General features: G+C 43.5%; 19 protein-coding genes. 11 read left to right on the forward strand and 8 right to left on the reverse strand.

Annotation, left to right across the window (positions count from 1 at the left end):
• Positions 1-61: 61 nt before the first annotated feature.
• The 5 genes from hisH to glnE form a co-directional block, all read right to left on the reverse strand.
• The gene (hisH, locus tag C8R11_RS04015; protein WP_107794578.1) at positions 62-706 is read right to left on the reverse strand and encodes an imidazole glycerol phosphate synthase subunit HisH; all 645 of its coding nucleotides are present in this window, start codon (positions 704-706) and stop codon (positions 62-64) included.
• A gap of 35 nt (positions 707-741) precedes the next feature.
• A complete protein-coding gene (gene hisB / locus C8R11_RS04020; RefSeq protein WP_107794579.1) occupies positions 742-1329 on the reverse strand; it encodes an imidazoleglycerol-phosphate dehydratase HisB in 588 nt (195 codons plus the stop codon).
• 77 nt (positions 1330-1406) lie between these two features.
• The gene (hisC, locus tag C8R11_RS04025; RefSeq protein WP_107794580.1) at positions 1407-2492 is read right to left on the reverse strand and encodes a histidinol-phosphate transaminase; all 1086 of its coding nucleotides are present in this window, start codon (positions 2490-2492) and stop codon (positions 1407-1409) included.
• Between the two features lie 219 nt (positions 2493-2711).
• A complete protein-coding gene (locus C8R11_RS04030) occupies positions 2712-3167 on the reverse strand; it encodes a pilin (protein WP_107794581.1) in 456 nt (151 codons plus the stop codon).
• 125 nt (positions 3168-3292) lie between these two features.
• Complete coding sequence (glnE, locus tag C8R11_RS04035; protein WP_107794582.1) at positions 3293-6094, reverse strand: bifunctional [glutamate--ammonia ligase]-adenylyl-L-tyrosine phosphorylase/[glutamate--ammonia-ligase] adenylyltransferase; 2802 nt, start codon at positions 6092-6094, stop codon at positions 3293-3295.
• 275 nt (positions 6095-6369) lie between these two features.
• On the opposite strand from glnE, the gene C8R11_RS04040 reads away from it, so the two are divergent.
• The 7 genes from C8R11_RS04040 (at position 6370) to pssA (ending at position 13734) form a co-directional block, all read left to right on the forward strand.
• A complete protein-coding gene (locus C8R11_RS04040) occupies positions 6370-7224 on the forward strand; it encodes a carbon-nitrogen hydrolase family protein (protein WP_107794583.1) in 855 nt (284 codons plus the stop codon).
• Between the two features lie 64 nt (positions 7225-7288).
• Complete coding sequence (gene tldD / locus C8R11_RS04045; RefSeq protein WP_107794584.1) at positions 7289-8761, forward strand: metalloprotease TldD; 1473 nt, start codon at positions 7289-7291, stop codon at positions 8759-8761.
• 61 nt (positions 8762-8822) lie between these two features.
• Positions 8823-10526: an acetolactate synthase 3 catalytic subunit gene (locus tag C8R11_RS04050; RefSeq protein WP_107794585.1), complete on the forward strand. Its 1704-nt coding sequence runs from the start codon at positions 8823-8825 to the stop codon at positions 10524-10526.
• Positions 10527-10531: 5 nt separating this feature from the next.
• Positions 10532-11023 (forward strand): acetolactate synthase small subunit, encoded by a 492-nt coding sequence (gene ilvN, locus C8R11_RS04055; RefSeq protein WP_107794586.1) that lies wholly within the window; start codon positions 10532-10534, stop codon positions 11021-11023.
• Between the two features lie 104 nt (positions 11024-11127).
• The gene (gene ilvC / locus C8R11_RS04060) at positions 11128-12144 is read left to right on the forward strand and encodes a ketol-acid reductoisomerase (protein ID WP_090697339.1); all 1017 of its coding nucleotides are present in this window, start codon (positions 11128-11130) and stop codon (positions 12142-12144) included.
• Between the two features lie 53 nt (positions 12145-12197).
• Positions 12198-12851, forward strand: coding sequence for a phosphatidylserine decarboxylase (locus C8R11_RS04065; protein ID WP_107794587.1), 654 nt, complete (start codon positions 12198-12200; stop codon positions 12849-12851).
• A gap of 109 nt (positions 12852-12960) precedes the next feature.
• Complete coding sequence (gene pssA / locus C8R11_RS04070) at positions 12961-13734, forward strand: CDP-diacylglycerol--serine O-phosphatidyltransferase (protein ID WP_107794588.1); 774 nt, start codon at positions 12961-12963, stop codon at positions 13732-13734.
• 49 nt (positions 13735-13783) lie between these two features.
• Here pssA and C8R11_RS16045 read toward each other — a convergent pair whose 3' ends face one another.
• Positions 13784-13930: a hypothetical protein gene (locus tag C8R11_RS16045; protein ID WP_181258151.1), complete on the reverse strand. Its 147-nt coding sequence runs from the start codon at positions 13928-13930 to the stop codon at positions 13784-13786.
• A 27-nt stretch (positions 13931-13957) separates the two neighbouring features.
• Between C8R11_RS16045 and C8R11_RS04075 the strand changes: the two genes are divergently transcribed.
• Both C8R11_RS04075 and C8R11_RS04080 read left to right on the forward strand, forming a co-directional pair.
• Positions 13958-15490 carry a 2-isopropylmalate synthase gene (locus tag C8R11_RS04075; RefSeq protein ID WP_107794589.1) on the forward strand — a complete coding sequence of 511 codons (1533 nt, stop codon included), beginning with the start codon at positions 13958-13960 and terminating at the stop codon, positions 15488-15490.
• A gap of 31 nt (positions 15491-15521) precedes the next feature.
• Positions 15522-15980, forward strand: a complete 459-nt coding sequence (locus C8R11_RS04080) for a TlpA family protein disulfide reductase (RefSeq protein ID WP_107794590.1) — start codon at positions 15522-15524, stop codon at positions 15978-15980.
• Between the two features lie 28 nt (positions 15981-16008).
• Here C8R11_RS04080 and C8R11_RS04085 read toward each other — a convergent pair whose 3' ends face one another.
• Positions 16009-16605 (reverse strand): lytic transglycosylase domain-containing protein, encoded by a 597-nt coding sequence (locus C8R11_RS04085; RefSeq protein WP_107794591.1) that lies wholly within the window; start codon positions 16603-16605, stop codon positions 16009-16011.
• Positions 16593-18302 carry a proline--tRNA ligase gene (locus tag C8R11_RS04090; protein WP_107794592.1) on the reverse strand — a complete coding sequence of 570 codons (1710 nt, stop codon included), beginning with the start codon at positions 18300-18302 and terminating at the stop codon, positions 16593-16595. Before C8R11_RS04090 ends, C8R11_RS04085 begins: the two co-directional genes overlap by 13 nt.
• Positions 18303-18511: 209 nt before the next feature.
• On the opposite strand from C8R11_RS04090, the gene C8R11_RS04095 reads away from it, so the two are divergent.
• Both C8R11_RS04095 and C8R11_RS04100 read left to right on the forward strand, forming a co-directional pair.
• A complete protein-coding gene (locus C8R11_RS04095; RefSeq protein ID WP_107794593.1) occupies positions 18512-19009 on the forward strand; it encodes an RNA pyrophosphohydrolase in 498 nt (165 codons plus the stop codon).
• 252 nt (positions 19010-19261) lie between these two features.
• Positions 19262-20257: a cytochrome-c peroxidase gene (locus tag C8R11_RS04100; protein ID WP_181258152.1), complete on the forward strand. Its 996-nt coding sequence runs from the start codon at positions 19262-19264 to the stop codon at positions 20255-20257.
• Positions 20258-20454 lie beyond the last annotated feature (197 nt).

Raw genomic sequence — 20454 nt, forward strand, 5'->3', positions numbered from 1 at the left:
AGTTGTAGAGAGATGAAATTTATTATTCACGCCTGATTTCATATATACATATGGGCTGAATTTAGGAGCCTGGCGACCATGTCGCAAAATTGCGCAACAGCGTTAATCCAGCTATATGACTTTTTTCAGGATGGAACTGTACCGCGAAAATGTTATCTTTTGCAACTGCACAAGTGAATGCAAAAGGGTAGTGGGTCTGTGCTGCAATTAAAGCGGTATCGGGTGTGTCAACATAGTAACTATGCACAAAATAAAACCGTGCGTCTTTGGCAATGTCTTTCCATAACGGGTGATTGACAGTCTGACAAACCTGATTCCATCCCATATGCGGCACTTTCAGCTTGAGACCTTCCGGTGTTGTCATGGTTTTAACCGGAAAATGAATAACTCTGCCAGGCAGGATATCCAAGCCTTTTACATGACCTTCCTCGCTTTCTTCAAATAGCATTTGCAGGCCGATGCAAATACCCAGAAAGGGTTTGCTGCGGGCCGCCCGTATCACGGCATCCTGCAGGCCGCATGCTTTCAGTTCAGACATGCAGTTTGGCATCGCGCCTTGACCCGGTACAACAACACGCGAAGCTTTATTGACGACTGCCGGGTCGCTGGTAACGACTACAGTCGAATCAGGCGCGATATGTTCCAGTGCCTTATGAACGGAACGCAGATTTCCCATTCCGTAATCAACAATTGCAATATCAGTCATTTTTGTTTATGGAGAAATGCAACTTTAACGTAGCGTTATAGAGTGCCTTTGGTGGAGGGAATCGTGCCAGCGGCGGCTGGATCATGTTCAAGTGCCATGCGCAAGGCGCGACCAAATGCTTTGAAAACAGTTTCTGCCTGGTGATGTGCATTTTTTCCAGCCAGATTGTCAATATGCAGGGTAACCAATGCGTGATTGACAAAACCCTGGAAAAATTCATTGATCAAATCCACGTCAAAATCACCGATACGGGCGCGTACAAAGTCAATGTTTAAAGTCAGACCCGGGCGGCCGGACAAGTCAACAACAACACGTGACAATGCTTCATCAAGCGGGACGTAAGCATGGCCATAGCGGCGAATGCCTTTCTTATCGCCCAGCGCTTTTGTAAATGCCTGGCCTAGTGTGATGCCGATATCTTCAACGGTATGGTGTGCGTCAATATGTAAATCGCCGTTTGCAGTTATTTCAAAATCCAGCATGCCATGGCGGGCAATCTGATCCAGCATATGCTCGAGAAATGGCACACCTGTCTTTTGAACGGCTTTTCCTGTGCCATCGAGATTCAGGCTAACCGTGATCTGGGTTTCCAGCGTATTACGTGTAACTTGTGCCTGGCGCATAAACTAAAAATTCTATTTGTGGTTGTAGTAGGATAATAAAAGCGTATCTGGAAATAAAATTATCAATCAGGTGAATTTTAAACTTTTTCACGCAAAATGGTGTGTAATGTTGCCAGAAATTGCGCATTTTCTTCAGGCGTGCCAACGGTTACGCGCAGGCAATTATCCAATAAGGTGTGCGCGCCATCAAGATTTTTTATCAAAATACCCTTTTGTTTGAGTGTTTGGAATATTTCAGTAGCATTTTTTACCCGAAACAGGATAAAGTTGGCATCTGATGGATAAACCGCCAATTTGTCCATGGCGGCCAGTTGTGCGAGCATATTCGTACGTTCTATTTTGATTCGCTCGGCCTGAACTGATAGCACATCGGTGTGGCGTAAAACGGCTTGTGCTATCAGCTGCGTCATAACCCCTACATTATAAGGCAGACGTAATTTTTCAAATTCATCCAGCCACATGGAACGACCGATCAGCAGCCCCAATCTTAAACCGGCCAATCCTGATTTGGAAAGTGTGCGCATCAGCAACAGATTGGGATATTGCTCAAGTCTGTTCATCATGCTGACGCCTGCAAAAGCCTGGTAGGCTTCGTCGATAACAACAATGCCCGGGGTGGCCTCAATAATTTGCAAGAGGGCATCTTCGTCAAACAGATTTCCTGTCGGATTATTGGGGTACGCGAGAAAAATAACAGCCGGCCGATGCTGTTCAATCGCTTTCAGCATGGCATCAATATCCAGCGAAAGGTTTGTTTTTAATGGCACGCCGACATATTTCATATCAGCGAATGTCGCAATCATACGGAACATCACAAAAGCAGGCTCAACGCTCAACAATACGGCGTCAGGCTTTGCCGCGGCCATGGCGATGAGTTGTATGATCTCATCCGAGCCATTGCCGAGTAATACAGCCATGGAATCCGGAATATCCAGCGCTTCGCGCAACGAGGCTTTTAAATCAGCTGCGTTGGGGTCCGGATAGCGATTGATGGGTGCTGTTGCCGCCAGTTGTGCAATCTCGTTTTGTAATGACTGCGGCAGCGCATAAGGATTTTCCATCGCATCCAGCTTGATCATGCCGGTTGCCGCTGGAACATGGTAAGCATGAAGCGCAAGTAACTCCGGGCGTATGATTTCGGTTGGATTATTTAGATGGGCCATTTGTATATTTTAACCCGGATTAGTTAATTATTGCGGGGATTTTAATCTAATATATTGGTGTGACCAAGGTTGTTATTCTCCGAATGGTAGATTGATACTAAAATTCTTTTGGATCAATTCATAATTCTGAGATTCCATTTATATTGTTACTATATAAAATAAAGCAACACTCCATAATTGGAGTGTTGCTTTATTTAAAGTGCTAGGAATAAAATTTGTCTAGCAGATTCTACCGGCACCGCCAGCAGCAGCAAGACAACCACCTGTTACTGCCCAAGTGACGCCTCCAGTTGCAGCTACAAGTGTTGGGGTGATAACGTAGGTGTCAGCGGCTTGTATGCCTTGCCCAGCAACAGGAGTAACTGTTACTACACCTACGTTATCTACTGTGATAGAAGTTACTATTCCTTGGGCACCCATATCATTCGGTACTTCTATATTTTGGCGTGCGCCAGTTGCGGCAACTTGGATTGCACCAGCATTAACGCAATTGCCTGTTTGAATGCATATCTCAACTGCTGTTTTGTATGGGGCGGTTGCATTAACTACTTCTGTGAAGCGAGCCTTCAGCGTATAGTTTTGATACGCTGGAATTGCTACTGCAGCCAAAATACCGATAATTGCGACAACAATCATCAATTCAATCAACGTAAAACCTTTTTGTACTTTTTGCATTTATAATCTCCTAATAGTTAGTCATCTCACACAGCGTGTGTGTGCTTTAATATAAAGCAGTAATTGTGCCAATTCTGAGTTTGATATCTTTTTTTGTAATATTATTATATATGCGATGGTTTGCTTCAAGCACCAAAGACTTCTTTCCATAGTGCGATGACCGCGAAGCGATCATCGCTTAAGCGCTCGGACTCAGCGCTGGAAAGTGTTTGCAGCGCGCCATCTCCCGGAGTTGTGCCGGATAACTCACTGTCGCTGTTGAGTCGCTGGCGGTGCTGGATGCGTCTGAATTCACGATAGGCGATTCGCGCTTTTTCGGCGTTCTGTGCGGAGATCAAATCGAGTTCTGCGGCCAGTTTCAGTAAGGCAATATTGCCGATGTTACCGGTTAATCCGGGGTGTTTATGGGCGTAGCCTAAAACCAGGTATTGCACGATAAACTCCACATCGATAATACCGCCGCGGTCTTGCTTGATATCAAACAGCGTTGTCGGATTGGGGTGCGCATCGCGCATTTTTTCCCGCATCGACATAATATCCTGTTTAAGCTCACTTAAATTTCGTTGTTGGCAGAGAATTTCTTTTCTTGTGGATTCAAATTTTTCTGCAACACCTGGATCGCCTGCGACAAAACGTGCGCGGGTCAATGCCTGATGTTCCCACACCCAGGCCTGGGTACGTTGATATTCTGCAAAGGCTTCAATTGAATGCGCCAGCAACCCACTGTGGCCATTGGGACGCAGACGTAAATCGGTTGCATAAAGCAGTCCGGCTGAAGTGTGGCTGTTAAGCCATAAATTGATACTTTGGGCAAGTTTGGCATAGATTTCCGATGCATCCGGATGATTGTCGTCATACAAAAAAATAATATCCAGATCAGAGGCATAGCCTAATTCTTTTCCACCCAGCTTGCCATAACCGATAATGGCAGTGCGCGGTGTCGCCCGATGCTGCTTTCTGAGTCTGGACCAGGCAAGGCCCAGCACGGTTTCCAAAACCAGATCAGCCAGCGCGGTTAAATGATCGCTTAACGTTTCCAGTTTGAGCACGCCTTCCAGGTCGTTGACCAATAATTGAAAGACCTGCGCATGTTGAAAGTGACGTAAAAGGTCCATTTGCCAACCAATTACGTCACTTTTAGGTTTGTTGACGTGATTGAGTTGATAAGCCAATTCGTTTTTGAGCATAGCCCAGTCTGGTAATGGGTTGGGTTCATGATGCCGTAAAAGCTCATCCAGCAGAATAGGGTGACGGCCCAAATAATCGCTGGCCCACTGGCTGATGCTGACCAGTTTTGCCACGCGTGGCAATGTGTCCGGATGTTCCAACAGCAGCGTCAGATATGATGCCGGTGAGAATTTCGGTGAACTGATAATTTCCAGAAGCTTCAACATCCGTTCGAGTGTTGTTTCAACCGGTGGAAATTGAACAATCGCTTCCACCAGAATCGGAACCAGCATATTAATTTTTTGCTGTCTGAATTCCGGCAGTTGTTGGTAAAAATGGCTTTGGTAGAATTGTTGCAGTCGTTCGGATATTTTTACCGGCTCATTAAAGCCCAGAGTACTTAGTTGCGTGGTTGCGGCTTGCGTTTTGGCGGTGTCTTCGGTCTGTGTTTGCCGCAGGTGTGCCAGAATATCATGTGCGGGTGATTTCTTTGGCGCTGCCAGAATAAACTCGAAGTGATGCGTCACGTGCATGCGATGCACATCCAGTTCCTGCATAAAGGCCTCATAATTCTCGAAATCCATGGCAGTGGCGATGCGTTGCTGATCTTCAGGGTTTTTGGGCAGCGTTTGTGTCTGCTGGTCGTCGAGATACTGCAGGCGATGTTCAAGTCTGCGTAAAAACTGGTAGGCATCTGTTAATTCGGCAACCGTGTTGTGCGGCAGTTGTTGTTTTTTTTGCAGACACTGCAAAACATCCAGGGTAGGGCGGATGCACAGATCCACATCGCGCCCGCCACGGATCAATTGAAATACTTGGGTGATAAACTCAATTTCACGTATCCCGCCAGGCCCGAGCTTGATATTGTCATGCATTTCGCGTCGTTCCACTTCCTTGCGCAGCTGCATATGCAAGCGTCGCATGGATTCATAGGCATTAAAGTCGAGATATTTGCGAAATACAAAAGGGCTGACAATTTGTTCCATGAGCCTGAGCTTGTTTTTTTTGTCTGCACGCCCGGCTATCACGCGGCCTTTAATCCAGGCATGGCGCTCCCATTCGCGCCCTTGTGTTTTGAAATATTCATCCAGCATTTCAAAGCTGATTGCGAGCGGGCTGTTTTCGCCATGAGGGCGTAAACGCATGTCTACCCGGAAAACATACCCGTCAACAGTATAATCATTAAGGCTTGCAATTAATTTTCGACCAAGGCGCGCAAAAAATTCATGGTTGGATATGGGTTTGTTACCATTGGTTTGGCCATCCTCCGGGTAAACAAAGATCAAATCAATGTCGGAAGAAACATTTAATTCGCGCCCGCCCAGTTTCCCCATGGCGACTACCCATAAGTACTGAGCGTTGCCGTTTTTTTTGCTTATTGGCATCCCGAAACGCTCGGGTTGAGTCAGCCATTTTTCATGATGTTCGAGCGAGAAATTAACGCAGACCTCTGCAAGATCGGACATGGTTGACATGACCTCGGTCAGGTCAGCGCAGCCACTGATATCACGAACCGTTAATCTGAGCATGACTTGTTTGCGCAGTTTACGCAACACACAATTCAATTCGGCTTCATCATTGCCGGACTGCATGTTGTCATTTAAAAAATCCAGCATTTCTGGTTTTTGATAAGGCCGGCCCCAGTTTTTTAACAATATTTCCTTTTGTGATGGATCGCTGAACAAAATGCGCTGCACATGCCGGCTGAATGATATTGCCTGTTCAAATGTGTTGTTGGTAATCTGATTTAATATGGTCATAGTTGCGTGCAATTACAGCAGTGGCTGGCGGTCTGCTTCATAGAGTCTATTTCATACAACGATTTTGTAATATAAATATTGACATAGTGTAATTGAAAATAGAATCAATTCAGAGTAAATGTTAGAATCCGAGTTTGGTAATGTATATCGTGTCGATCTGGCATTGTGACTGGGTGGGCTGAATTGATATTGCAAATAGTTTTTGCATTTTTGAAGCAGGAGATTTTGGTTGATATTTTTATGAATGAAGAAAAATTTTGTGTTAGTTGTTAGCGATGTCGGTTGATTCAACAAAACCCAATCAAAATGCGACTGAAAACGGTTTTTATGTCGCAGCCATACAAATGGCCTCAGGGCCCGGTGTCGATGCAAATCTGGAAGAAGCAACGCGCCATATTGAGGACGCAGTTTCACAAAATGCAAAGCTTGTTGTGTTGCCAGAATATTTTTGTATCATGGGAATGAAAGATACTGATAAATTGTCGGTGATGGAGCAAGCGGGCAATGGGCCGATTCAGACTTTTCTCAGTGATACTGCCAGGCGTTTGGGAATATGGCTGGTTGGTGGTTCTGTGCCGCTGGCGTCGCCCGATCCAAAAAAAATTTACAATAGCTGCCTGGTTTATGCTGACGATGGAAAGCTCGTTGCGCGCTATGACAAAATTCATCTGTTTGGTTTGAGCATGGGTCATGAATATTATGCTGAGGAAAATACGATAACACCTGGTGACGAAGTGGTGACAGTAAATACACCTTTTGGCCGAATCGGACTTTCAATCTGTTATGATTTACGGTTTCCGGAATTATTTCGCAAGATGACAAATGTCGACATCATTCTTGCGCCCGCAGCATTTACTGCCGTTACCGGTAAAGCGCATTGGGAGGTCCTCGTACGCGCCCGCGCCATAGAGAATCTGGCTTATGTGATAGCGCCTGCGCAGGGTGGATATCATGCCAATGGCCGTGAAACAAATGGTGATAGTATGATTGTAGATCCCTGGGGTGTTGTGGTGAAACGTTTGCCGCGTGGCTCCGGAGCAGTTGTGGCAAAGCTGGATCCAGAATATCAAGCCCGGATACGAACGAGCTTGCCGGCACTTAAGCACCGTAAACTGTATTGTGATCAATAACGTTTTTTGCCTGTTACATATCAATAAATGAAACAACTGCGCTTTTAAACTAATTAGAAATAATATGAATACTGAAACCACTACTGCATCACATGATTTTTATACCATAGCAGACAGTTGTTTATTGTCACCTTATAATATTGACACAACTGGACTGCAGCAGGTCTTTGGTCAAATTTTGACGCATGAAATCGATTATGCGGATTTATATTTTCAATATAATCGCTCTGAAGGGTGGATGCTGGAAGAAGGTATCGTTAAATCTGGTAGCTTTAATATTGACCAGGGTGTCGGTGTGCGGGCAATTAGTGGCGATAAGACGGCTTTTGCATATTCTGATGATATCAGTATGCCGGCGCTAGAATCTGCTGCGAAAGCAACTCGTGCGATTGCAAGCCAGGGTGGCGGGCAATCGGTGAAGGTCAATAAAAGCACTGAAATTGAAAAAAACTCCCTGCTTTATTTGCCGGAAGACCCTATCGCCAGCTTGAGAGACTCAGAAAAAGTTGCCCTATTGGAAAAGCTGGAAAAATATGCACGAAAACTCGATTCGCGTGTTATTCAGGTAATGGCATCGTTGGCCGGAGAGTATGAAGTTATCCTGGTGACAAGAAGCGATGGTGTGCTCGCTGCCGATGTCAGGCCGCTGGTGCGATTATCTTTACAAGTAATTACAGAAGAAAATGGACGCCGTGAACAAGGTGTTGCCGGTGGCGGAGGGCGCTTCGATTATACTTATTTTACTGATGAGATGTTGCGTGACTATGCTTCTAAAGCAGTACATCAGGCCGTAATTAATCTGGAGGCGCGTCCTGCACCCGCTGGCACGATGACGGTAGTCCTGGGAAATGGATGGCCCGGTATTTTGTTACATGAAGCCATTGGGCATGGTTTGGAAGGTGATTTTAATCGCAAAGGTAGCTCTGCCTTCTCTGGCCGTGTTGGCCAGCGCGTAGCCGCACCGGGTGTTACAGTTGTAGACGATGGGACCATTAAATGCAGACGCGGGTCATTGAATATAGACGATGAAGGTAACCCAACACAGTGTACGACACTTATTGAAGACGGCGTACTTAAGGCGTATATGCAGGATAGTCTGAATGCGCGCTTAATGAATTTGCCGGTTACCGGTAACGGGCGTCGTGAATCGTTTGCGCACATTCCCATGCCACGCATGACAAATACTTATATGCATAATGGCGACAAAGAGCCTGAAGAAATCATTGCTTCAGTTAAAGACGGGTTGTATGCAGCCAATTTTGGCGGCGGTCAAGTGGATATCACCAGCGGCAAGTTTGTTTTTTCAGCTGCAGAAGCCTATCGCATTGAAAATGGTAAGATTACCTATCCAGTAAAAGGCGCCACTTTGATTGGTAATGGACCTGATGTTTTAACCCGCGTATCCATGATTGGTAATGATATGGCGCTCGATCCCGGAGTAGGAACATGCGGAAAGGATGGTCAGAGTGTGCCGGTCGGAGTAGGGCAGCCTACATTACGTATTGACGGACTCACCGTAGGCGGCACAGGAAATTAACCGCAACATATAAGTAAGAATTTTTATTATTATTCGAATTTGATTTTAGGATGCAAAAAGCATGAGTGTGGAATTAACCGGAGCTGAAATAACAATACGCTGCTTACAGGAAGAGGGGGTTGATTGTATTTTCGGCTATCCCGGCGGGGCAGTACTGTTTCTTTACGATGAATTATTCAAGCAGGATAAGGTAAGACATATTTTAGTCAGACATGAGCAGGCAGCAGTACATGCTGCTGATGGCTATGCACGATCCAGTAATAAAGTTGGTGTAGCATTGGTTACATCAGGCCCTGGTGTAACCAATGCTGTGACAGGCATTGCAACGGCGTATATGGACTCCATACCTTTAGTCGTGATCAGCGGACAGGTACCTACCAGCGCTATTGGACTGGATGCTTTTCAGGAAGTGGATACAGTGGGTATTACCCGGCCTTGTGTTAAACATAATTTTCTTGTCAGCGACATCAGTGAATTGGCAACAACCATTAAAAAAGCATTTTATATTGCTGCTACAGGCAGGCCCGGTCCGGTTCTTGTAGATATACCCAAGGATGTGACGCAACAAAAGATGGTATTTGCATATCCCGAAAAAATTTCGATGCGTTCATATAATCCAGTTGTCAAGGGTAATTTGAAACAGATCAAAAAAGCGGTTGAGCTGATTTTGAGTGCGAAAAGACCGGTTTTTTATACCGGTGGTGGCGTCATTCTTAGCGATGCCGCAAAACAGTTAACTGAGTTGGTCAAATTGTTAGAGTATCCCTGTACCAATACCCTCATGGGACTGGGCGGTTATCCTGCTACGGACAAACAATTCATAGGTATGCTAGGCATGCACGGAACATATGAAGCGAATATGGCGATGCAGTATTGCGATGTACTGATTGCTGTTGGCGCGCGTTTTGACGACCGTGTTATTGGTAATCCCAAACATTTCTCAAACGAAAGCAGAAAAATTATTCATATTGATATTGATCCATCATCGATTTCCAAGCGGGTGAAAGTCGATATACCCATTGTCGGGAATGTACCGGATGTTTTGAAAGAATTAATTAAGCTATTGAAAAGTACTAAAGAGGCGCCGGACCAGACAACATTGGGTGAGTGGTGGAAGCAAATAGAATTATGGCGAGATCGGGATTGTCTTAAATATGACCGGCAAAGCAGCATAATAAAACCACAAATGGTGGTTGAAAAACTGTATGAAATAACTAGAGGCGACGCTTTTATTACTTCGGATGTGGGCCAACATCAGATGTGGGCTGCACAATTTTATAAATTTGACAAACCACGGCGGTGGATTAATTCAGGTGGATTAGGCACGATGGGTTTTGGGATGCCTGCGGCGATGGGTGTTCAGCTTGCCAACCTAAAAAGTAAAGTGGCGTGCATAACTGGCGAAGCCAGTATTCAGATGTGCATTCAGGAACTGTCAACTTGCAAGCAGTATAAGCTGCCTTTAAAAATAATTAATTTGAATAACCGGTATATGGGTATGGTAAGACAATGGCAGGAATTTTTTCATGGCAATCGTTATGCGGAATCTTATATGGATGCACTGCCTGATTTCATTAAACTGGCTGAAAGTTATGGTCATGTAGGGATAAAAATAGAACGGCCTGAAGATGTGGAAGGTGCGTTGAAAGAAGCATTTAAACTCAAGGATCAGTTGGTATTTTTGGATTTTATTACTGACCAGACTGAGAATGTTTTTCCAATGGTGCCGGGTGGTAAAGGGCTCTCAGAAATGATTCTGGTGTAAAAGAAATGCGACATATTATTTCACTATTAATGGAAAATGAAGCGGGTGCTTTGTCTCGTGTGGCAGGCTTATTTTCTGCGCGCGGATACAATATTGAATCACTCTCAGTAGCACCTACGGAGGACCCGACATTGTCACGCATGACATTGGTGACAACTGGTTCCGATGACGTGATTGAGCAAGTAACCAAGCATCTAAATAAGCTTATCGAAGTTGTTAAGGTGATTGACCTGAGTGATGGTAACCATATAGAGCGCGAGCTTATGCTGGTGAAAGTAAGGGCAATTGGACCTGATCGGGAGGAAATTAAACGATTGGTAGAGATTTTTCGTGGTTGTATTATTGATGTTACGGACAAGTCTTATACGATTGAATTGACCGGAACGAGTTTAAAACTGGATGCATTTCTGGATGCGATAGAAAAAAGCGCAGTGCTTGAAACGGTCAGAACGGGTGCGTCAGGCATTGGGCGCGGAGATTGGGTTTTAAAGGTATAATGGACGCTTATCCGGAAATCCAGGTCTTAGAGTATGAAGATCAGAAATGTTAAATTTGAGAAGTAATTATATTGCTGATCTAAATTAAGTATAAAAGGAAAATAATGAAAGTTTATTATGATAAAGATGCAGATTTGTCATTAATCAAAGGAAAAAAAGTAACTATTGTAGGTTATGGTTCTCAGGGACACGCGCATGCTAATAATCTGAGTGAGTCAGGTGTGCAAGTGACTGTTGGGCTGCGCAAAAATGGAGCGTCCTGGGGCAAAGCTGAAAAAGCAGGGCTTACCGTTAAGGAAGTTGCTGATTCTGTCAAGGATGCAGATGTGGTTATGGTACTGCTACCCGATGAACAGATTGCATCTGTCTATGTCGATGAAATTGAACCTGGATTGAAGCAAAGCGCGACACTTGCCTTTGCGCATGGCTTTAATATTCATTATGGACAGGTGGCGCCACGTGCGGATCTGGATGTAATCATGATCGCACCAAAAGGGCCTGGACATTTGGTGCGGTCAACTTATTTGCAAGGGGGCGGTGTACCATCACTCATAGCTGTGCATCAAGATCAATCTGGGAAGGCGCGTGACGTTGCTTTATCATACGCAGCTGCAAACGGTGGAACCAAAGGCGGTGTAATTGAAACCAGTTTCCGCGAAGAAACTGAAACGGACTTGTTTGGTGAGCAGGTTGTTTTGTGTGGTGGATTGACAGCTTTGATACAGGCCGGTTTTGAAACATTGGTTGAAGCTGGTTATGCACCTGAGATGGCTTATTTTGAATGTTTGCATGAAGTTAAACTTATAGTAGACCTGATTTATGAAGGTGGCATTGCCAATATGCGTTATTCAATTTCGAATAATGCTGAGTATGGTGATATCTCAAGAGGCCCACGTATTATTACGGATGAGACGCGTGTCGAGATGCGTAAAATTCTGCGCCAAATTCAGACGGGAGAATATGCCCGTGAATTCATACTTGAAAATCAATCCGGCGCATCGATGCTAAAATCAAGCCGCCGGCTAGCATCTGAGCATCCAATAGAACAGGTAGGCGCCCAACTACGCAGCATGATGCCTTGGATTAAGAAAAACCAACTGGTTGATCAAGGAAAAAACTAGTTAATTATCGAACTGCCTGGGACTTTTATTCATATTTTTTCAATACGCTATCTATGTCAAACTACCCGCATCCTCTAATTGCTAGAGAAGGTTGGCCTTTTATTGCGACTGCTTTTTTAATTGCCTTGCTGGTGAATATTTATGCCGGTTTTTTGTGGGCGATCTTTTTTTGGTTAGTGGCTTTCTTCGTCTTGCAATTTTTTCGTGATCCGCCACGTGAAGTGCCATCTGTTGCTAATGCGGTTTTATCGCCGGCAGATGGCAGAATTGTGTCTGTTGAAAAAGTGTACGATCCATATTTAAAAAGGGATGCTGTTAAAGTCAGTGTTTTTATGAATGTTTTCAACGTACATTCCAATCGCAGCCCGATAGACGGTGACGTGCAAAACAAATGGTATTTTCCGGGTAAATTTATTAATGCCGATCTGCCGAAAGCTTCGTTAGAGAATGAGCGTAACGCACTGTGGATTAAAGCAAATGATGGCTCAGATGTGACCTGCGTTCAGGTAGCGGGGCTTATTGCCAAACGTATCATATGTAATGTATTGCCGGGAGATCATCTGATGCGCGGTCAGCGATTCGGATTTATACGGTTTGGGTCACGCGTCGATGTTTACCTGCCGCTGGATACAAAAATTAATGTAAGCATTGGTGACAAGGTTCATGCAACAACAACAGTGTTGGCTGAGTTAAAAAAACAAACCTAGAAACTATTCGGAAATGTATTTTTTAATATTTTTTAACTGTTACGGTTTTGATTTTGATATAAAAATATGTAGTGATACAGTTTCGAACCCACCTTTCTAAAATATTATAATGTCCGACTCACAACCAGAATCAACAGTCGTACAGTCCCGACTGCGGCGTCGCGGTATTTATTTATTACCTAACCTGTTTACCACCGCCGCTTTATTCGCAGGTTTTTATGCGATAGTGCAGGCTATGAATGGCAACTTTGAACATGCTGCTGTGGCTATTTTTATTGCCATGGTCCTGGATGGTTTAGATGGCCGTGTTGCGCGAATCACGCATACGCAAAGTGAATTTGGTGCTGAATACGACAGTATGTCTGATATGGTTTCATTCGGTGTGGCCCCTGCGTTGATCATGTATGAATGGGCGCTCAAAGAATTGGGCCAGTGGGGGTGGATTGCTGCGTTTATTTATTGTGCTTGTGCAGCTTTAAGGCTGGCGCGTTTTAATACCAATATCAATGTAATTGATAAGCGGTTTTTTCAAGGATTACCAAGTCCGGCAGCAGCTGCACTTATTGCAGGCCTGGTATGGATCATGTTAGATTTTCAAGTAGCGGGCACGGATATCAAATGGCTTGCTCTTATCGTTACATTGTTTGCCGGCTTGACAATGGTCAGCAATATTCCATTTTATAGCGGAAAAGAAATCAATCTTATGAGAAGGGTTCCATTTGTAACTATTTTATTATTAGTATTATTCTTTTTTGTACTCATCCCGAGCCATCCACCAGTGGTGTTATTTTGCTTGTTTACAGGTTACGCGCTTTCAGGCTATTGCATAAAACTATGGCGTTTGGTCAAAAATAGAAAAAAAATTGAGTCAACCGGTTGCTGAGAATTTTATTGCATAAAATAAAAAAACTATTTATATTGCAAAATCATGTTTAAAATATTTTTTGTCTCTTCATACTATTTTGCAGTTCCGCTGGTCTTGTTGGAACTGCTGCGCCTTGCGCGCTATAGATAAATTTTCTCTCCTCATCAGTTCCTAATTCATAAAAATTCAGCACTTGAGTTTTTATCAGATACATATTTTCTCTCTGAATCGGAGCATATAAATGCAAGAACAATTAATTATTTTTGATACTACACTGCGTGATGGTGAGCAAAGCCCTGGTGCGTCCATGACAAAAGAAGAAAAAGTTCGTATTGCCTGGCAGCTGGAACGTATGGGTGTGGATGTCATTGAAGCGGGGTTTCCTGCGGCTTCTAATGGCGATTTTGAAGCTGTGAGGGCTGTCGCTGAATCGGTAAAGGAAAGTGTTGTCTGCGGGTTGGCACGCGCAATAGAATCAGACATTAGACGCGCCGGTGAAGCGCTTAAAAATACTGGGCCTGCTCGCATACATACGTTTATCGCAACTTCGCCGATTCATATGAAAAATAAACTGCGTATGTCACCGCAGCAGGTGATTGATCAAGCTGTAAAAGCGATTAACTGGGCAGGTCAATACACAGATGATATCGAATTTTCACCCGAGGATGCAGGGCGATCTGAAATTGATTTTCTTTGCAAAATTCTGGAGAAAGTAATTGATGCGGGCGCTAAAACATTGAATATTCCGGACACGGTCGGATACACCATGCCAGAACAATTTGGCAAACTAATCCATACATTACGCGAACGGATTCCGAATTCTGACAAAGCAGTGTTTTCAGTGCATTGCCATAATGATCTTGGACTTGCTGTAGCGAATTCCTTATCTGCGGTCGTTAATGGTGCACGACAGATTGAATGCACCATTAATGGTCTTGGAGAAAGAGCCGGTAACGCATCTCTGGAAGAAGTGGTGATGGCAGTTCGTACGCGCCAGGATTATTTTACTTGTGATACTAAAATTGATACTAAACATATTGTACCCGCCAGTAAACTTGTTTCGGGCATTACGGGGTTTCCGGTGCAGCCTAATAAAGCGATAGTGGGCGCTAATGCTTTTGCTCACGAATCTGGTATTCATCAGGATGGTGTATTAAAACATCGTGAAACTTATGAGATTATGCGCGCTGAGGATGTAGGCTGGGGGGCTAATAAACTGTTATTGGGTAAGCACTCGGGTCGCAATGCTTTTCGAAGTCGATTGAAAGAGCTTGGGATCGAATTGGAATCAGAAGAAATGCTCAATAACACGTTCATGCGATTTAAAGAGCTGGCTGATAAGAAACATGAAATATTTGATGAAGATCTACACGCTTTAGTGTCTGACGAAGTACTTGTATTACAGGAACGCTATCGCTTGTTGTCATTGACGATTCATTGTGAAACAGGTGAGATTCCCTATGCACGATTAGTGATATCAGATGATGGCAATGAAATGCAGGCCGAATCGGATGGCAGTGGCCCGGTTGATGCAACATTTCGTGCCATAGAAAAGTTATTGACAAGTGGTACACAACTTCAGCTATTTTCAGTAAACAATATTACCAGTGGGACCGATGCACAAGGCGAAGTAACTGTCCGTTTACAGAAATCTGACCGTATCGTAAATGGTCATGGAGCAGATACGGATATTGTCGTAGCTTCTGCAAAAGCTTATTTGAGCGCTTTGAATAAGTTGCATACTAAGCTGGAGCGCGCCCATCCTCAAGTGTAACTTTTTCATTTTATCTTTGCTGGGAAATAAAATGTTTATACTCAGACAACGCTTCTATCTTGTATTGGGCCTGATGTTATTGTTGCTTGCGATAGAAGTTAAAGCTTTTCAGTTTCAGGATACTGATGGCAAAATCCATACGCTGGCTGATTATAAGGGACGCTGGGTAATTATTAATTTTTGGGCAACCTGGTGCCCCCCATGTCTGGAGGAAATTCCAGAATTAATTGCGCTTTATGAGGACCGCAAGGATATCATGGTCATTGGTGTTGCCATGGAATTCTCTGATCCTGAAGTCGTTATGGCATTTGTTGAAAAAATGTCGATTTCGTATCCAACGGTACTGGGAACCAGACGTATTGCTTCTCAGCTTGATGAGATTTCGATGTTACCCAGCACCTATTTTTTTGATCCAGACGGCAAGCCGGCTGCGCGCAAATTAGGAATTGTTACGCGTGAAAGCATTGAATCTTTTATTAATGCAAGATAGTTCTGACGCCGTCCATACTGGGCGATCTTTATAGGGTATCGCTAGGATAGTGCCATGTGTTATGCCACAAATTGAATACCAGCTGCGGATAGGTGGATTGCCCAAGACTGCCATTATAGCGACCCAAAGCACGGAACAAGTCACCATTTTCTTTGTTAAGATAATGCCTTAAAATCATACAGCCATAACGCAGATTTACACGCAGGTGGAAAAGATTGTGGTTTGCGTCACCTATAGTATCGGTCCAAAAAGGCATGATTTGCATATAGCCACGTGCACCTGCATGTGAAATTGCATATTTTCTAAAACCACTTTCAACTTGAATTACACTGAGAACAAGTTGTGGATTAAGTCCGGCACGTGTGGCTTCATAATAAACTGTACGTAAGAAAGATTCACGTTCATTCTGATCTGACTTAAAACGTTTTAGCCGCTCACTCATTGTGGCAAGCCAGACATTGTCGGTTGTCAGTTTGATATAATCCTGATACGTCACCGCCTCATCGTTGATTTCGGTTTGTGTAAATATCTGTGTGCTGATAATGAGATGCTCATAGCGCTGAATGCTTGCGTGCCCGGTGATTGGGAATAATATAATTAATAAAATAGCAATTACTTGATACATAATTTTGTCATGATAAATGTGTTGATTTTATCCAAAGCAATCGTTTGCACATTCTTATCGGCACGTCCTTTATATTCAACCGATGACTGTTTTAATCCCCGTTCGCCGAGAACGATACGATGTGGTATGCCAATCAACTCCATATCGACAAACATGACACCAGGTCGTTCATCGCGATCATCCAGCAACACCTCAATGTTAGCATCTGTGAACATGTTATAAAGTTTCTCGGTTTCTGATTTTACCTGTTCGCTTTTGTGCAGTCCGATGGGAATGATAACCAGTTGAAACGGTGCTATGGCTTCTGGAAAAATAATACCCTGATCATCATTATTTTGCTCTATTGCGGCGGCAACAATACGAGAAATACCAATGCCATAACAGCCCATTTCGCAGTTTTGTTTTTGTCCAAGTTTATTTAGGTAGGTTGCTTTCATCTGTTCAGAGTATTTGGTGCCTAACTTGAAAATATGTCCTACTTCAATACCACGACGAATTTCCAGATTGCCTTTGCCATCTGGAGAAAGCTCGCCAGCAAGTACATTTCGTATATCAAAAACATGATCCGGTTTTTTAAAATCGTGCCCAAAATTAACCTGCGTGAAATGAAAACCTTCTTCATTGGCACCACACGCAAAATTAGTCATTTCCATAACTGCCTTGTCGGCGACAATCTTTGTTGCTAATCCCACCGGACCGATATAACCGGGTACAGTGCCCGTTTCATTTAAAATGGTTTCCTCGCTGGCCATTTCAAAATCAGCCAGAAATGGAATTTTTCTAACCTTAAGTTCATTTAATTGATGATCGCCTCGTAATAACAATAAATACAGCGTACTGTTGGCGGTTACCGCGAGTGTTTTAATTGTTTGTTGTAATGGTAAATTAAGAAAATTAGCAACATCTACACAAGTCTTCTGACCTGGTGTGTGTATCTTTTGTATTTTAGCGTCGGGTTTTTGCGGTGTTTTTGCGGGCAGCAGTGATGTAGCCAGTTCTATATTGGCTGCGTAATCTGAATCAGGACAAAATGCGATAGCGTCTTCGCCTGATTCGGCAAGGACGTGAAATTCATGTGAACCACTGCCACCGATTGCGCCGGTATCAGCGGCTACTGCACGAAAAATTAATCCCAAGCGCGTAAATATTCGATCATAAGCTTGATACATCAACTGATAGGTTTCTTCCAGACTTTCTACGTCGGCATGAAAAGAATAAGCATCCTTCATCAGAAATTCACGCGCGCGCATAACGCCGAATCGAGGGCGAATCTCATCTCGAAACTTGGTTTGAATTTGATAAAAATTTAATGGCAGTTGCCGGTAGCTGCTTAATTCTCTGCGCACAATATCTGTAATAATTTCCTCATGCGTTGGACCAAAACAAAAATCGTGTTCATGTCGATCCTTAATTTTTAGCATTTGTGGGCCAAAAACATCCCATCTTCCTGTTTCTTGCCATAATTCGGCAGGTTGAATGGCGGGCATAAGCAGTTCTATTGCACCACTTTTGTCCATTTCTTCGCGAACAATATTTTCTATTTTGCGTAAAATCCTTAAACCGAGTGGCATCCAAGTATATAAACCACTGCCCAGGCGCTTAATTAATCCTGCACGCAACATAAGTTTGTGGCTGATAAGTTCCGCTTCGGCAGGTGCTTCTTTGAGTGTCGAAATAAAAAATTGCGAGACGCGCATGCCTGATTCCTTTATGATTAAAGAAGGGATGCAATTCTACCTTGAAATCTTTGCACAAGTATGATTTAGTCTCATTAATATAAATTAAAATTAACGTACTCTGAGTATTAAGGTGCGATATGGAATTACGTTTTTTTTAAGACACTTTAAATCTGCGATAAAGTATGAAAAAATCTATATTATTTAAATAGGTCAAATGGATTGCTAACATGATTGACCGTAATGGATATCGCCCTAATGTCGGTATAATCCTGCTAAATTCTAAGAATGAAGTTTTCTGGGGCAAACGCATCAGACAGAACTCCTGGCAATTTCCGCAAGGGGGCATTAAATCAGGGGAAAGCCCTGAGGAAGCCATGTATCGAGAATTAGCCGAAGAAGTCGGTCTGCTTCCAGATCATGTTAAGATTGTCGGGCGTACGCGCGATTGGCTTCGGTATGAGGTGCCTGAAAAGTGGATTAGACGTGAATGGCGTGGAAACTATAAAGGACAAAAACAAATCTGGTATTTGCTACGCCTGATTGGTAGAGACAGTGATGTGTCTCTACGTAAAAGCACGCACCCTGAATTCGATGCATGGCGGTGGAATCAGTATTGGGTGGAATTAGATTCAGTTGTTGAGTTTAAACGCAAAGTGTATAAACAGGCACTGACTGAGCTATCTGCTCTATTGCAGGCTAATACGGAAAATGCTTCTGATAGATAAAGGCGGGTTGTCGGTTCATGGTAAGATTGAATTTGTAAAGGACGATAATTGAATGCGCATGATGAATACTTTAACTATATAGTTAGTTCGACAAAATAATATGTGAAAATTCATACGCTAAAATAAATTGAGTAAAGAAAAAGAGGAATAGGGGCGAAACTGCTCCTTTTTTTATTGAGTTCCCATTTATGAGTGTTACATCAGGCGTAATCGGCTGCGCCATTATCAGCCGTATTTTTAGGGAGAATGTCGATGAAGTTACGTACATTGGTGATTTCGTTGCTATCAATTGGCGCGCTTGTCACCTCGTTTAATGCGTCAGCTACCAACGAACCAATACAGCCAATCCAGGCAGTTACACCAAAAAATCCTGATTTGGTTGAATTGGGTAAAATGCTGTTTTTTGATCCACGTTTGTCAAAATCCGGTTGGATATCCTGCAATTCATGCCATAACCTCAGTATGGGCGGCACGGATAATATTCCTTCATCAATTGGACATGCCTGGCAGCAAGGCCCGATTAACGCGCCAACTGTATTGAATTCCAGCATGAATCTGGCACAATTCTGGGATGGTCGCGCTAAGGATCTGAAAGAACAAGCGGGTGGTCCAATTGCAAATCCGGGAGAAATGGCATCAACACATGAACTGGCTGTCAGTGTTTTAAATTCAATGCCACAATATCGCGCAAAATTTGAAAAAGTGTTTGGCTCGGACAAGGTAGACATAGATCGGGTAACAACGGCCATCGCAGCATTCGAAGAAACACTGGTAACACCGGGATCACGCTTTGACAAATGGCTGGAAGGTGATAAAAACGCGTTAAATAAACAAGAATTGGAAGGCTATAAACTTTTCAAAAGTAGTGGTTGTACAGGTTGTCATAATGGCCCTGCAGTAGGTGGAGCGCTCTATCAAAAGTTTGGCGTTCATCATCCCTATAAAACGGATAGCAAAATTGAAGGTCGTAAATCAGTTACTGGCAAAGATACGGATTTAAATGTATTCAAAGTGCCAACATTGCGTAATATTGAACTAACCTATCCATACTTCCATGATGGCGCTGTCTGGACATTGGAGGAAGCTGTGACAATAATGGGAAAATTACAGCTCGATCGTGATTTCAATAAAAAAGAAGTTGATAGCATTGTGGCCTTCATGAAAACCCTGACAGGGGAGCAACCTGATATTAAACTGCCGATTCTACCACCTTCGAACAACGATACACCAAGACCGCAACCTTTCTAAAAAGAGATACTTCGCTGTGACGAAAATAAGTTGAATAGGCAAGAGCTTTTCAGTAGATTATTAGTATCGCCCAGGCCCAAAAATCAGTCTGGGCGACACTGAAAACCGTGGTAACAATTCAGGCATCTCTGTTGCTTCAATATTTTTAGTTGAATATTAGTAGATAAATTTTAAAAACGCATAACACATCAGAGGAA

The organism is Nitrosomonas aestuarii, from assembly GCF_003046585.1.
In the GTDB taxonomy this organism is placed as follows: domain Bacteria; phylum Pseudomonadota; class Gammaproteobacteria; order Burkholderiales; family Nitrosomonadaceae; genus Nitrosomonas; species Nitrosomonas aestuarii.